Origin of the sequence: Synechococcus sp. TAK9802 (assembly GCF_014279535.1) — a bacterium.
Taxonomy (GTDB): Bacteria; Cyanobacteriota; Cyanobacteriia; order PCC-6307; family Cyanobiaceae; genus Parasynechococcus.
Genome location: NZ_CP047937.1, coordinates 2,087,480 through 2,101,838 on the forward strand (window position 1 = coordinate 2,087,480; position 14,359 = coordinate 2,101,838).

General features: G+C 63.5%; 15 protein-coding genes. 12 read left to right on the forward strand and 3 right to left on the reverse strand.

Going from position 1 to position 14,359, the window contains the following annotated elements; genetic code table 11:
* Positions 1-17 precede the first annotated feature (17 nt).
* Positions 18-851 carry a nucleoside triphosphate pyrophosphohydrolase gene (gene mazG, locus SynTAK9802_RS11940; RefSeq protein WP_186496464.1) on the forward strand — a complete coding sequence of 278 codons (834 nt, stop codon included), beginning with the start codon at positions 18-20 and terminating at the stop codon, positions 849-851.
* On the opposite strand, the gene arfB is transcribed toward mazG, so the two are convergent.
* Positions 848-1,279 (reverse strand): alternative ribosome rescue aminoacyl-tRNA hydrolase ArfB, encoded by a 432-nt coding sequence (gene arfB, locus SynTAK9802_RS11945; RefSeq protein ID WP_115009815.1) that lies wholly within the window; start codon positions 1,277-1,279, stop codon positions 848-850. The genes mazG and arfB overlap by 4 nt on opposite strands.
* A 269-nt stretch (positions 1,280-1,548) precedes the next feature.
* On the opposite strand from arfB, the gene speE reads away from it, so the two are divergent.
* The gene (speE, locus tag SynTAK9802_RS11950) at positions 1,549-2,391 is read left to right on the forward strand and encodes a polyamine aminopropyltransferase (RefSeq protein WP_186496465.1); all 843 of its coding nucleotides are present in this window, start codon (positions 1,549-1,551) and stop codon (positions 2,389-2,391) included.
* Positions 2,388-3,278 carry an agmatinase gene (gene speB / locus SynTAK9802_RS11955; protein WP_186496466.1) on the forward strand — a complete coding sequence of 297 codons (891 nt, stop codon included), beginning with the start codon at positions 2,388-2,390 and terminating at the stop codon, positions 3,276-3,278. Before speE ends, speB begins: the two co-directional genes overlap by 4 nt.
* Here the strand turns inward: speB and SynTAK9802_RS11960 are convergent.
* The gene (locus SynTAK9802_RS11960) at positions 3,272-3,667 is read right to left on the reverse strand and encodes a cyclic nucleotide-binding domain-containing protein (protein WP_186496468.1); all 396 of its coding nucleotides are present in this window, start codon (positions 3,665-3,667) and stop codon (positions 3,272-3,274) included. The two genes, speB and SynTAK9802_RS11960, sit on opposite strands and share 7 nt — an antisense overlap.
* Positions 3,668-3,751: 84 nt before the next feature.
* Positions 3,752-3,964, reverse strand: coding sequence for a hypothetical protein (locus tag SynTAK9802_RS11965; protein WP_186496470.1), 213 nt, complete (start codon positions 3,962-3,964; stop codon positions 3,752-3,754).
* Positions 3,965-4,094: 130 nt separating this feature from the next.
* On the opposite strand from SynTAK9802_RS11965, the gene gcvT reads away from it, so the two are divergent.
* The 9 genes from gcvT to SynTAK9802_RS12010 all read left to right on the forward strand — a co-directional run bounded on the left by gcvT (position 4,095) and on the right by SynTAK9802_RS12010 (position 14,358).
* Entirely contained in the window at positions 4,095-5,198 is a 1,104-nt protein-coding gene (gene gcvT / locus SynTAK9802_RS11970) for a glycine cleavage system aminomethyltransferase GcvT (protein WP_186496472.1), read from the forward strand.
* 49 nt (positions 5,199-5,247) lie between these two features.
* Entirely contained in the window at positions 5,248-7,077 is a 1,830-nt protein-coding gene (aspS, locus tag SynTAK9802_RS11975; RefSeq protein WP_186496474.1) for an aspartate--tRNA ligase, read from the forward strand.
* Between the two features lie 102 nt (positions 7,078-7,179).
* Positions 7,180-8,313: an RpoD/SigA family RNA polymerase sigma factor gene (locus SynTAK9802_RS11980; RefSeq protein WP_114988733.1), complete on the forward strand. Its 1,134-nt coding sequence runs from the start codon at positions 7,180-7,182 to the stop codon at positions 8,311-8,313.
* Positions 8,314-8,377: 64 nt separating this feature from the next.
* On the forward strand, positions 8,378-10,027 hold the full coding sequence (locus SynTAK9802_RS11985; RefSeq protein WP_186496476.1) for a CTP synthase: 1,650 nt from the start codon (positions 8,378-8,380) through the stop codon (positions 10,025-10,027).
* Between the two features lie 9 nt (positions 10,028-10,036).
* The gene (locus SynTAK9802_RS11990; RefSeq protein ID WP_186496478.1) at positions 10,037-10,654 is read left to right on the forward strand and encodes a 7-carboxy-7-deazaguanine synthase QueE; all 618 of its coding nucleotides are present in this window, start codon (positions 10,037-10,039) and stop codon (positions 10,652-10,654) included.
* A 68-nt stretch (positions 10,655-10,722) separates the two neighbouring features.
* Positions 10,723-11,577: an NAD(P)-dependent oxidoreductase gene (locus tag SynTAK9802_RS11995; protein WP_186496480.1), complete on the forward strand. Its 855-nt coding sequence runs from the start codon at positions 10,723-10,725 to the stop codon at positions 11,575-11,577.
* Positions 11,574-12,254 carry a 7-cyano-7-deazaguanine synthase QueC gene (queC, locus tag SynTAK9802_RS12000; RefSeq protein WP_186496482.1) on the forward strand — a complete coding sequence of 227 codons (681 nt, stop codon included), beginning with the start codon at positions 11,574-11,576 and terminating at the stop codon, positions 12,252-12,254. Before SynTAK9802_RS11995 ends, queC begins: the two co-directional genes overlap by 4 nt.
* Entirely contained in the window at positions 12,251-13,549 is a 1,299-nt protein-coding gene (locus tag SynTAK9802_RS12005; RefSeq protein WP_186496484.1) for an anthranilate synthase component I family protein, read from the forward strand. Before queC ends, SynTAK9802_RS12005 begins: the two co-directional genes overlap by 4 nt.
* Positions 13,546-14,358, forward strand: a complete 813-nt coding sequence (locus tag SynTAK9802_RS12010; protein ID WP_186496485.1) for an aminotransferase class IV — start codon at positions 13,546-13,548, stop codon at positions 14,356-14,358. Before SynTAK9802_RS12005 ends, SynTAK9802_RS12010 begins: the two co-directional genes overlap by 4 nt.
* Position 14,359: the final 1 nt, after the last annotated feature.

The window sequence follows — 14,359 nt, forward strand, 5'->3', positions numbered from 1 at the left end:
CCAGTTGTTGCCCCGGCATGGCCAACGCTCCTTCTGACGCCATCCAGCGACTGATCGATGTTGTGGCCCAACTCAGGGATCCAACAACGGGCTGTCCCTGGGATCTGGAGCAGACCCATGCCTCGCTGGTGCCCTACGTGCTGGAAGAGGCCCATGAAGTGGCCGATGCGATCCGCCAGGGCAGCGATGCCGAGATGAAGGAGGAGCTGGGGGATCTGCTGCTGCAGGTGGTGCTGCATGCCCAGATCGCTCGGGAGCAGAAGCGCTTTGATCTGGATGCGATTGCCGATGGCATCAGCGACAAACTGATCCGCCGTCACCCCCATGTGTTCGGCGATGCCGTCGCCAGCACCAGTGACGAGGTGCGACGCAGCTGGGAGGCCATCAAGCTCGAGGAGCAGGCCGAGGCCCTGGCGGGCTCCTCCAGCCCCCTCAGCGACCGGCTCAGAGCCAAGGTGCGGGGCCTGCCGGCCCTGGCTGGAGCCATGACCATCTCCAAGAAAGCGGCCAAAGCCGGCTTCGAGTGGGATGACATGGCCGGCGTCTGGGAGAAGGTCCATGAGGAGCTGGAAGAACTCAAGGAGGCGGTGGCCAACGGCGACAAAGGCCATGCCCAGGAGGAACTGGGCGATCTGCTGTTCACCCTGGTGAATGTGGCCCGTTGGTGCCAAATCGAACCCGAAGAAGGCCTCGCCGGCACGAATCAACGCTTCCTCGACCGCTTCTCCCGCGTTGAAGCTGCCCTGGAAGGGAATCTGCAGGGCCGCAGCATCAACGAATTGGAAGCCCTCTGGAAACAGGCCAAAGCGGCGATCCGAGCGGAACACTCGCCCTCCTCTGGATCCGATTAATCGTCCAGGGAGGGCCGACTGCGCCGTTGACGCTTGAGGTCACCACGCTTTTTCTTGGTGTCCAACCGCCGCTTCACGGCACCACGACCCGGCCGGGTGGCCTTTCGGGCACGCGGTGCTGGCTGCAAGCCCTCCCGCAGCAGCTCCCCCATGCGATGCAGAGCCTTCTGTCGGTTCTGCCATTGGGAGCGTTCTTCTGCGACCACAACCCGTAGGCAGCCCTCCACCAAACGGGTCTGGAAATGCTCCAGCAATCGGGCGCGGCGAAATGGACCCAGACAGGAACAGTTCGCTAGATCCAGAAGCAATTCCACACGGGAATCGGTGGTGTTGACCCCCTGCCCGCCGGGGCCGGATGAGCGGCTGAACCGCCAGCGCAGCTCCCTGGACGGAATGGTCAACCGCTCGTTCACCACCAGGTCTTGCACCAGCCATCTCCTGGCTCAAGAACAACAGGATGCTCCCACCAGGTTGATGCTTCGAAGAGAGAGCACCTGCACCAACCCTGATCCCTATCGATAAAACAAAAGCCTTGATCTGACGAAAAAGGCTTTGGAGCTGCCCTCTTCCACAGCAACTCCCCAACCAAGCACATTCGACCTCCACATCTTGCGTTCGTCAATCCCAAGAGCACCACATCTGGTGTTTGGGAACAGCCCCACCGGGTCCTTAGCTGGAGAGATGCCCACCGCAGCCCATGAGCAGCTGGATTGACGAAGAACACCGCGGCGTCCGCTATGGATTGAAGGGAGAGGTGCTGGTCGAGGAGACCAGTCCGTTCCAGCGGATCAGCGTGATTCGCAGTGAGCGCTACGGGCGGGGGCTGCTCCTGGATGGCTGTTGGATGACAGCGGAACAGCAGGAACGCCACTACCACGAGGCCTTGGTGCACCCAGCCCTATGCAGCGCCAGCTCAATCGAGCGGATTCTGGTGATCGGAGGCGGGGACGGCGGCACCGCACGGGAATGCCTGCGCCACCCAGGCGTCCAGCGGCTGGACATGGTGGAGATTGACGGGCGTGTGGTGGAACTCAGCCGGGAACACCTTCCCGACATCGGCGGATCCGCCTGGTCTGATCCGCGGTTCCAGCTCACGGTGGGCGATGGCATCGCCTGGGCCGCTGAGGCTGAGGACCAGAGCTATGACGTTGTCTTGGTGGATGGCTCTGATCCCGCCGGACCCGCCGAAGGCCTGTTCAATCGCGCCTTCTTTGAAAACTGCCGACGGCTGCTGAAGCCCGGGGGCGTGTTCGGCACGCAGAGCGAATCTCCGGAAGCCTTCCGCGATGTCCACATCGCCATGGTGCGCCTGTTACGCGAGGTGTTTGACCATGCCGACCCGCTCTATGGCTGGGTGCCGATGTACCCCAGCGGCTGGTGGAGCTGGACCTTCGCTGCGATGACAACACCCCGTTACCGCACTCCAGACCCAGAGCGCAGCGAGGCCATCGCCGCAGGCTGCGAGATCTGGTCCCCGCGTTGGCAGCGGGGGGCCATGGACGCCATCCCCGCCTTCGTCGAACGGGAGCTGCAGCCATGACCGCACAACCGCCGAGTGGGCTTTTCGACAGTTTGTTTGACAGCAACGGAACCATTTTCATGGGATCCCGTCGCAACCCTGCCGACTGCCGCGTTGGTCTGTTTGGTGTGCCGTATGACGGCACCACCTCCTTTCGCCCTGGCACCCGCTTCGGCCCCGCCGCCATCCGAGAGGTGAGCGCTGGCCTGGAGACCTATTGCCCGCAACTCAACCTGGATCTGGAGGATCTCGACTTTGCGGATCTTGGTGCCGTTGAGATTCCCTTCGGCAACCCTGAGCCCGTTCTCACCAAGGTGAAGCAGGCGACCGAAGCCGTGCTCAGCCTGGGGCTCAGGCCCCTGATGCTGGGCGGGGAGCATTCGATCAGCTCAGGTGCCGTGGAGGCTGTGGCACAACGCCACCCCGACCTGGTGCTGGTGCAGCTGGATGCCCATGCCGACCTCAGGGACAGCTGGCTGGGGGCCCGCCACAGCCATGCCTGCGCCATGCGCCGCTGTTTGGAGGTTCTTCCCAGCCAGACGCTGTTTCAACTCGCGATCCGCAGTGGCACGCGGGAGGAATTCAGCGAACTGCACGAGAGCGGCCGGCTGATGCCCAGCGTCGACGCCCTTCAACAGGCCCTCGCTCCCTTGCAGGGGAAACCCATCTATCTCACCATCGATCTGGACTGGTTTGACCCCGCCGTTCTGCCTGGAACCGGCACACCGGAACCCGGTGGTTACAACTGGTCTGACTTCGCCAGCCTGATCGGGATGCTTCGAGAGCATCACCTGGTGGCGGCCGATGTGGTGGAACTGGCCCCACAACTCGACACCAGTGGCATCAGCTCCGTGCTGGCCGCCAAGGTGACCCGCAGCCTGCTGCTGCTCCTGGGTGGCGATCAATAGAAGTGACGGGCATCAGCCCGCTGCTGCCGCAAACGGCTGTGCTGCTTGCTGAGCAATTGCAGCACCAGCGTTGGGTGCCGATGGATGAGCGCCAGAAAATTGGAGCGGCTCAGGCGGAACAACGAAACAGGCGTCACCGCTGTGGCATCACGGCTGTGACACTCGGCGCCATCCACCAGATCCTCATAGAAAAACAATTCACCGGCACCAAAGCGAATGCGGTTCAACGGACCACTGCTCAGTTCCATCCATCCCCGTTCAATCACATGGATGAACTGCACAGGCTCACCGGCACTGAAAACAGTTGCGCCGGTGGGAAGGGTCAGGCGATCCACCTCAGGCTGTTCCTGGATCAGTTCCAAAGGAGTCAGCGGAGCTGAGGCGGACAAGGCAACAACGGGGGTTGGCTGCAGTATCCCGCGTTCATCCGGTGGAGGCCATCAGCAATGGCGGAGACGTGGATGGATCCAGGCTCACGTCAAGCTGCGATCCAGCTCCAGCTGACGCTCTCCAACACCGCTGCTCTGCAGAGCCAGAAGATTGGGGGAACGGGGGGTCCAGTGGTGACAGACCATCAGATCTGCAATCTCGGCATGCACCTCCAACCGGCGCAGACGGCACCACCCCTTCGCACCTGCCGGCAGGGTGCAGTACTGACAACTGCGACAGCAGGAGCTCGCAGCCAAACAAGCGCTCCGGAAACGCGCTCAAGCTAGTGACGGTCTGCGAAACGGACCATGGACAGGGGCAAATTTCCGGGTTCCCTTCCGGATCGTGAAGCCCTCCATAAGAATGCGCTTCTCATCGGCCGCCCCCATGTCCCTGCAGCGCACTCCCCTGTTCGAGTCCTGCCGTAGCGCCGGGGGCCGCATGGTGCCGTTTGCAGGCTGGGAGATGCCGGTTCAGTTCAGCGGCCTGATCCAGGAGCACAAGGCCGTTCGCGAACGGGTCGGCATGTTCGATATTTCCCACATGGGAGTGCTGCGCCTCGAAGGTGCCAATCCCAAGGATGCGCTGCAAAAGCTGATCCCCAGCGACCTGCACCGCATCGGTCCCGGCGAAGCCTGCTACTCGGTTCTGCTGAACGAGCGCGGCGGCATTCGCGACGACCTCATCGTTTACGACTGCGGTGCCATTGATGCCGAACGGGGTGCGCTGGTGCTGGTGATCAATGCCGCCTGCGCCGACAGCGACACCGCCTGGATCCGTGAACAGATGGAGCCCGCTGGCCTGAGGGTGACCGACATCAAAAAGGACGGAGTGCTGCTCGCTCTGCAGGGCCCTAAGGCCATGGGTTTGCTGCAGGAGCTGAGCGGCGAAGACCTCAGCGGCTTGCCCCGCTTCGGCCACCGGATGCTCAACCTCGAGGGCCTGAGCCAACCGGTCTTCAGTGCTCGCACGGGCTATACCGGCGAAGACGGTGCCGAGCTCCTGCTCAACGCCGACGACGGACGGAAGCTCTGGCAGCTTTTGCTCGATCGCGGTGTCACCCCCTGCGGCCTGGGGGCACGGGACACCTTGCGGCTGGAGGCCGCCATGCACCTTTACGGCCAGGACATGAACGACAAAACCAATCCCTTCGAGGCCGGGTTGGGTTGGCTCGTGCACCTGGAAATGCCCGTGGATTTTGTGGGCCGACAGGCGCTGGAGCAGGCGGTGGAATCCGGCCCGGCCAAACGCCTGGTGGGGCTCAAGCTGCAGGGTCGTGCCATCGCTCGCCACGACTACCCCGTGATGCACAACGGAGAGACGGTGGGCATTGTCACCAGCGGCACCTGGTCACCCACCTTGGAAGAAGCGATCGCCCTGGCCTACGTGCCGCCGTCCCTCGGCAAGCTCGGCACCAAACTGAGCGTTGAGATCCGCGGCAAGGCCCAGCCGGCAACGGTCGTTCGCAAGCCCTTCTACAAACGCGCCTGAAGCTCACCGCTGCTGTGGGAAACTCGCTCTTCTCTAGTTGAGACATCCCATGCGCAGCAACGGTTGCGGCGACCTGCGCGAACAGAACATTGATCAGCAGGTGCAACTGTGCGGCTGGGTGGATCGACGCCGTGATCACGGCGGGGTGATTTTCATCGACCTGCGGGACCGCAGCGGCACGGTGCAGATCACGGTGGACCCGGATCTGGGCGCCGACGCCTTCGCCGTCGCCGAGCATCTGCGCAGCGAAACCGTGCTGCAGGTTGAAGGGAAAGTCCGAGCCCGACCCGGCGACTCCCTGAACGACAAGCTGGCGACGGGGGCCGTGGAAGTGCTCGCCAGCGGCATCACCGTGCTGAACAGCGTGAAAGGCAATCTGCCCTTCCCCGTGTCGGTGCACGACGAGGAGAACACCCGCGAAGAACTGCGGCTGCGCCACCGCTATCTGGATCTGCGCCGCAAGCGCATGAACGACAACCTGCGGCTGCGGGCCCAGACCATCCAGGCCGCCCGTCGCTTCCTGGAGGACGCAGGCTTCATCGAGGTGGAGACCCCGGTGCTGACCCGCTCCACGCCGGAAGGCGCCCGCGATTACGTGCTGCCCAGCCGGGTCTGCGGCGGCGAATGGTTCGCTTTGCCCCAGTCCCCCCAGTTGTTCAAGCAGCTGCTGATGGTGGGCGGCATCGAGCGGTACTACCAGGTGGCCCGCTGTTTCCGCGACGAAGACCTGCGGGCCGATCGCCAGCCGGAATTCACCCAGCTGGACATCGAGATGAGCTTCATGGATCAGGAGCAGATCCTCGAGCTGAACGAATCACTGATTTGCGCCATCTGGAAGGCCGTGAAGGGCATCGAACTGCCGCGGCCCTTCCCACGCATGACCTGGCATGACGCCATGGAGCGCTACGGCACCGACCGACCCGACACCCGCTACGGCATGGAGCTCACCAACGTGAGCGACATCGTCAAGGACATGGGCTTCAAGGTGTTCAGTGGCGCCGTGAAGTCCGGCGGCGCGGTGAAGTGCATCGCGGTGCCCGGCGGCAACGATGCGGTGAGCAACGTGCGGATCAAGCCCGGCGGCGATGTGTTCAGCGAGGCACAGAAAGCTGGTGCCGGTGGCCTGGCCTTCATCCGGGTGCGCGACGGCGGTGAGATCGACACGATCGGCGCCATCAAGGACAACCTCAGCGATGAGCAGAAGCAGGAGCTGCTCAGCCGCACCGGTGCGGAACCCGGCACCCTGCTGCTGTTCGGTGCCGGCGACACCGCCACGGTGAACAAGGCCCTCGACCGGGTGCGCCAGTACCTGGCCAAGGAGCTGGGCATGGTGAAGGCCGACCGGGACAACGACCAGTGGAACTTCCTCTGGGTGGTGGACTTCCCGATGTTCGAGTTCAACAGCGACGAGAACCGTTACGAGGCTCTGCACCACCCCTTCTGCGCCCCCAATGCGGAGGATCTCGGCAGCGACGCATCGAAGTGGGCCGACACCCTGCCCGGAGCCCGGGCCCAGGCTTACGACCTTGTGCTCAATGGCCTTGAGCTCGGCGGCGGCTCCCTGCGCATCCATGACTCCGCCCTGCAGCGCCAGGTGTTGCAGACGGTTGGATTGCCTCTCGAGGAGGCCCAGGAGCAGTTCGGCTTCCTGATGGACGCTCTTGATGTGGGCGCACCGCCCCACGGCGGCCTGGCCTTCGGTGTGGACCGGATGGTGATGCTGCTGGCCGGAGAGGAGTCGATCCGCGACACCATTGCCTTCCCCAAGACCCAGCAGGCCCGCTGCCTGATGACCAGTGCCCCAGGGGGCGTTGCCGACAAGCAGCTGGAGGAACTGCACGTGGCCAGCACCTGGGTTGAGCCCGACCAGGAAGACTGAAGGCGGCTACTGGGCTGAGCAGATCCCGAAGGGAATCAGCGCATTTGTCGCACCGCGGCCAACGGCGAGGAACCCTGAAGTTGGACTTCACAAGGCCAGCTTTTGCCCAGCAAGCCCCGACGGACCGGGGGGACCCGTGAGCGCCGCAGCAGCGGCACAACGGATCTGCTGCGGCTTTATCTCCAGGACATCGGCCGGGTCGACCTGCTCACCAATGAGGAGGAGGTCACCCTGGCCCGCTTGGTGCAGCGCCGTGAAGCACTGCTGCTCCAGCAACGGGAGCTGGCTGAGAGCGATGCCGCCATCGGTGAACTGCACCGTCTCGAAGAACTGCAACGCCGGGAAGCCAACCAGCACAGCCACTGGCCAACCAAGCAGGAATGGGCCCGGGCGGCAGGACTGCCCTTGCCCGAGTTGCAGCAGCGGATTGACCTGGGCTATCAGGCCTGGGCCGAGCAGGCCCAGCTGGAGGCTAAGGATCTGAAGCTGGCCCTCCGCAACGGGCGGCGAGCCAAAGACCACATGATTCAGGCCAACCTGCGCCTGGTGGTGGCGGTGGCCAAGAAGTACCAGCAGCGGGGCATGGAAATCCTGGATCTGGTCCAGGAGGGAACGCTCGGGCTGGAGCGGGCCGTGGAAAAGTTCGATCCCACCCGTGGTTTCCGGTTCAGCACCTACGCCTACTGGTGGATCCGCCAGGGCATCACCCGGGCCATCGCCACCCAGAGCCGCACGATCCGTTTGCCCGTTCACGTCACCGAAAAACTGAACCGGATCAAACGGGTCCAGCAGGAGATTGCAAGCAACGAAGGACGCATTGCCTCGATCGCGGATCTGGCGCGCGAATTGGGCATCAGTGAAGACACCGTGCGCCAGACCCTGGCCCGGGTGCCCCGCTCAGTGTCTCTGGACACCCGTGTCGGCCGCGAACAGGACACCCAGCTTGGGGATCTGATCGAGGACGGCCATGCCACCCCGGAGCAGACCCTCACCCACGACGAACTCCACAACGATCTGGAGGATCTCCTGGATGAACTCACCAGTCGGGAGGCCGCTGTCCTGCGCCGGCGCTTCGGATTGGAGGACGACACGCCCCAGACCCTGGCCCAGATCGGGGAGGAGCTGAAACTCTCAAGGGAGCGCGTTCGTCAGATCGAAACCCGCGCCCTGCTCAAACTGCGGCAACCCCAACGACGCAGCAAAGTCCGGGATTACATCCAGGGCCTGGATTCCTAAAACACCGGTTCCCCCTGGAGCCCATGACCGACGCCAGCTAATTTGAAGAGTCGCCCGGCAGGTCATGGCCAAATTCGTCTTCATCACCGGTGGTGTGGTGTCCAGCATTGGCAAGGGAATCGTGGCGGCGAGCCTCGGCCGGTTGCTGAAGTCACGGGGCTACAACGTTTCGATTCTCAAGCTGGATCCCTACCTGAATGTGGATCCCGGGACGATGAGCCCGTTCCAGCATGGTGAGGTCTTCGTCACGGAAGACGGCGCCGAAACCGATCTCGACCTGGGCCATTACGAGCGCTTCACCGACACGGCGATGTCACGCCTGAACAGCGTGACCACCGGCTCGATCTACCAATCGGTGATCAACAAGGAGCGCCGCGGCGACTACGATGGCGGCACCGTTCAGGTGATTCCCCACATCACCGGCGAGATCCGCGAGCGCATCCACCGGGTTGCCTCCAACAGCAATGCCGATGTGGTGATCACGGAAATCGGCGGCACCGTGGGTGATATCGAATCACTGCCCTTCCTCGAAGCCATCCGTGAATTCCGGGAGGACGTGGGTCGCAACGACCTGGCCTACATCCACGTCACCCTGCTGCCCTTCATCGGCACCTCCGGCGAACTCAAAACCAAGCCCACACAACACTCGGTCAAGGAACTGCGTTCGATCGGCATCCAGCCGGATGTGCTCGTCTGCCGCAGTGATCGCGACATCAGCGACGATCTCAAGCGGAAAATCGGCGGCTTCTGCGGGGTACCCACCCGCGCCGTGATTCCCTCTCTGGATGCCGACAGCATCTATGCCGTGCCGCTGATCCTTGAGCAGGAGGGTCTGTGCCGTGAAGTGCTGGACGTGCTGAACCTGACTGACCATGACAGCGACATGGCGGCATGGGAACAACTGGTCAACAAGCTGCGCAATCCCGGCCCATCGGTGAAGGTTGCCCTGGTGGGCAAGTACGTGCAGCTGAACGACGCCTATCTCTCCGTCGTGGAAGCGCTGCAGCATGCCTGCATTGCCCAGGATGCCTCCCTCGACCTGCACTGGGTCTGCGCCGAACAGATTGAAGCGGACGGCGCCGATGCACTCCTGCGCGGAATGGACGCCGTCGTCGTGCCCGGTGGCTTCGGCAACCGTGGCGTCGATGGAAAGATTGCAGCGATTCGCTGGGCCCGGGAACAACGGGTGCCCTTCCTTGGGCTCTGTCTTGGGATGCAAACCGCAGTGATCGAGTGGGCTCGCAACCAGGCCGGCCTCACCGAGGCCACCAGTGCTGAATTAAACGAAAACACGCCCCATCCCGTGATTCACCTGCTGCCGGAACAGCAGGACGTGGTCGACCTGGGCGGCACGATGCGCCTGGGGGTCTACCCTTGCAGGATTGCGCCGGGAACCCTCGCCCAGAGGCTCTACGGAGACGAGGTGGTCTACGAGCGCCACCGCCACCGCTACGAATTCAACAACTCCTATCGGAATCTTTTCCTGGAATCCGGATATGTGGTGAGCGGCACGTCCCCGGATGGACGCCTGGTGGAGTTGATCGAACTAAAAGGGCATCCGTTCTTCACCGCCTGCCAGTACCACCCCGAATTCCTATCCCGGCCTGGACAACCCCATCCGTTGTTCCGGGGATTGATCGAAGCGGCCCAACAACGCCTTCCGGATTCACCGGCTCAAGCCCTGCGTCAACAGGGGGACATTGCGATCCCATGAACCGCGTCGATGGCTGACTCCCAGCGTCTCCCGGTGGTGGAGACATTCCATTCCCTGCAGGGAGAGGGCCACCATGCCGGACGCAGTGCATTTTTCATTCGGCTCGCCGGCTGCACCGTGGGCTGTCCCTGGTGCGACACCAAGCACTCATGGCCAGCCCAAGGGCACCCTGAGCAGCCCATCGATGCCTTGGCTGATGCCGCCCAGATGGCTGCTGAAGCGGGAGCCAGCTTCGTTGTGATCACCGGTGGAGAACCGCTGCATCACGATCTGCAGCCCCTCACCCAGAGCCTCGATGCGCGATGCGGTCTCCCCCTGCATCTGGAAACCAGCGGGGTGGATCCGCTGAGCGGACGCTTCGATTGGATCACCCTCTCGCCAAAACGCCACCGCCCCCCACGGCAAGAGCTTTTGCAGGCCTGCCATGAGCTGAAAGTTGTGGTGCATGGCCCGGAAGACATCAGCTTCGCTGCAGCCATGGCATCCAAGTGCGAGGACGACACAGAGCGGCTGCTGCAGCCGGGCTGGGAGAGCAGCATCGGAGAAGCCCTGGCTGTGGAGCATGTGCGTCAACACGCCCAATGGCGCCTCAGCCTGCAAAGCCACAAATGGCTTGGAATCCGCTGAAGGAGGCCGTTGAGGGCAGGGTCTGCTCCACTACGTTGAGGTTGAACAGAATTTGATCACCTGAGCCCATGACCTCAGTGGCCGTTCTGGGCACAGGCCTCCTCGGAACGGCGATCGCAACGCGATTGCTGGAGCAGGGTCTCAAGGTCCACGTCTGGAATCGCGACCGCTCCCGCATCGTCTCCCTCGTGGAGAAGGGTGCAACAGCGATCGACGATCTGGGGCAAGCCGCGAAAAACAACAGCATCTTGGTCACCGTCTTGCGTGACGGGGCTGCCACCGCATCCGTGATCAGCACGGTTGGGGCGTTGTCAGGCTCAACGGTGATCCCGATGGGGACCATGGGGGTGGACGAAAGCCGCAAGCTCGCCACACAGGTTGCGGACCAGGGAGGGCGGTATCTGGAAGCCCCGGTGCTCGGCAGCAAACCACAGGCACTGAACGGATCGCTGCTGGTGATGGCCGGCGGCGAAGAGCATGTCTTCGAAGCACAACGGCCACTCCTCTCTCATCTCTGCCAGGAGCCCCAGCTCGTGGGCCCCGTTGGCACCGGCGCTGCCACCAAGCTGGCCCTGAATCAGTTGATCGCCAGCCTCACCCACAGCTTCTCCCTCTCCCTGCAACTGATTCAGCGGGCCGGCGTTCCTGTGGAAACGTTCATGGCCATCCTGCGGCCGTCTGCGCTCTACGCCCCCACCTTCGACAAGAAGCTGCAACGGATGCTGGATCACAGCTACGCCGATCCCAACTTCAGCACCGCCCTGCTGCGCAAAGACCTGCGCCTGTTCCTGGAGGAGGCGACAACGGCTGGGCTCCAGGATCAGGGGTTGCGCGGTTTGCTGTCCCTGCTTGAACAAGCCAAGGGCACCGAGCTGGATGAGCAGGACTACTGCGCGCTGCACGAACTCACGGTTCTGAGATGAGTCAACGCACTGCCATCGCACTTCTATCGGGAGGTTTGGATTCCGCCACCGCTGCGGCCCTTGCCCTTGAGCAGGGCGACCGCGTCATCGGCCTGTCCTTTGACTACGGCCAGCGCCATCGCCGCGAATTGGACGCCGCCGCTGCCGTTGCTGAGCAGCTTGGCTTGGCAGAGCATCACTGCATCAGCGTGAATCTGGCCAGCTGGGGGGGCTCAGCCCTCACCGACGCCAGCATCTCGATCCCCACCGATGGCGTGGAAGAAGGCAGCATTCCGCCCACCTACGTGCCCGGGCGCAACACCGTGTTCATCTCCATTGGCCTCAGCCTGGCGGAGGCTCGCGGAGCCGAGAGGTTGGTGCTGGGCGTGAATGCTGTCGATTACTCGGGGTATCCCGACTGCCGGCCCGACTACCTCAACGCTTTTCAGACCCTGGCCGACCTGGCCAGCAAAGCCGGTCGGGAAGGCCATGGCGCCCAACTCTGGGCACCGCTTGTGCACTGGAGCAAGGTGCGCATCGTTGAGGAAGCCCTTCGCCTGGGTGTTCCGATCAATACAACCTGGAGTTGCTACAGCGGCGGCACGCACCCCTGCGGCGTCTGCGACAGCTGCCGCATCCGTGATGCAGCACTCCGCGAGGCAGGCCGGCCTGACCTCTGCAGTTCCACAGCGGCATGATCCGCCCCCAACGGCTTGAACTGCCCTGGCAGGAGCCCCACGCGCTCGCGAACCAACTGGCCCATGCTTACGGCGAAGAAGGCCTGGTCTGGCTGGATGGCGACGGCAGCAACCTGGGCCGATGGGCCACCCTGGCGGTGGCACCCCAGGAGATCATCTGCTGCCGCGGTCTCCCTGGAGAGTCAGGAGCCGGCAATCCCTTCGAGGCACTGCGGGGGCTTGCCCCAGGGCATTGGTGCGGCTGGCTGAGCTATGAAGCCGCCGCCTGGGTGGAACCGGGAAACCCCTGGGCCAGCGATGGCATGGCCACGCTTTGGATCGCCCGCCACGATCCGGTGCTTCGCTTTGATCTGCAAAAGCGCAGGCTGTGGATCGAAGCCAGCAGCACGGCTGCTTTGGAACGCCTCACCCAACAGCTGGCCTCCAGCCCTGAGCAGCCCAACGACGAGCCCCCATCAATCCCCCTAACGGCCTGGAGTCACCACACCACACCCAAGCAGTACGCCGAAGGAGTGCAGCGCATCCGTGATCTGATCGCTGCAGGTGATCTCTTCCAAGCCAATCTCACGGCCTGTTGCAGCACAGCCTGGCCCCAGGGAGGCAGTGCCCTTGAGCTGTTTCTCACCCTGAGGCAGGCCTGTCCTGCCCCCTTTGCAGGGCTGATCATCAGCGACCAGAACGAGGCGTTGCTGTCATCGTCCCCGGAGCGGTTTCTGCAGGTGAGTGCTGATGGAGCCGTACAAACCCGGCCGATCAAAGGCACCAGGCCGCGCCATGGCGACCCCGAACAGGATGCAAATCTCGCCGCGGAACTCGTGTGCAGCGACAAGGACCGGGCCGAGAACGTGATGATCGTCGACCTGCTGCGTAACGACCTCGGTCGGGCCTGCCAGCCGGGTTCGATTCAGGTTCCCCAACTGGTAGGTCTCGAAAGTTATGCCTCCGTGCATCACCTCACCTCAGTCGTGGAGGGACAACTTCAGACCGGATTGAGCTGGGTCGATCTTCTGGAAGCCAGTTGGCCTGGGGGGTCGATCAGCGGGGCGCCGAAACTGCGGGCCTGCCAACGTCTGCAAGAGCTCGAGCCCACCAGCCGAGGGCCTTACTGCGGATCACTGCTGCGGGTCGACTGGGATGGCAGCTTCGACAGCAACATCTTGATCCGATCCTTACTGCGCCAAGGCGACACCCTGCGGGCCCATGCCGGCTGCGGAATCGTCGCCGACTCGGATCCCCTTGGCGAAGCAGAGGAGTTGATGTGGAAACTGCAGCCCTTGCTGGAGGCGCTGGCATGAGCACCGCTATCGCCTGGATCGACGGCCAGTGGGGGACAGCTGCAAGCCTGCAGCTTCCCCTCGACGACCGCGCCCTGCTACTGGCCGATGGCCTCTTTGAAACGGTGCTGATCCGCAACGGTGCACCGCAACTCCTGGAGGAGCACCTGCAGCGCTGGAGCGACAGTGCAGCTCTGCTGAGCATGGACCCGCCACCGCAGCGTAACGCGCTGGAGCCTCTGCTTGGAGATGCGATTCAACGCAGCCAACTGAGCGAAGCCGATGGAGCCCTGCGCCTCAACTGGAGCCGGGGCAGCTCACCTCAGCGCGGAATCGGACTGCCGGCCCTAGGGCACCACCGCTTTTGGCTCACGCTCCAGACCTGCACACCAACATTTTCAGCCGTCACCACCATCACCAGTCGCCATGAGCGCCGCAACGCCTCCAGCCGCCTGAGCCGTTGCAAGACCTTTGCCTACGGGCAATCGATCCAGGCCCGCAGGGAAGCCCAGGAGCAAGGGGCCGACGACGCTCTGCTCTTGAACACGGCTGGAGCCCTGTGCTGCGGAACGGCGGCCAATCTGCTGGTCCGGCGTCGCGGACAGTGGCTGACACCGCCCCTCAGCAGCGGCTGCCTCCCAGGGGTGATGCGGGGCCGTGCACTGGCCCAGGGCATCGCGGTGGAAACCGAGCTGGCGGCCACGTTCGATATCGACGATCAGGCCGTTCTGATCAACAGCCTCAGCTGTCGACCGATCGCATTCCACAACGGTCAGCCCATGGCGGCAACCACTGCTGCAGTGGAGCTATGGCAATCCTTGCTGGATTGAG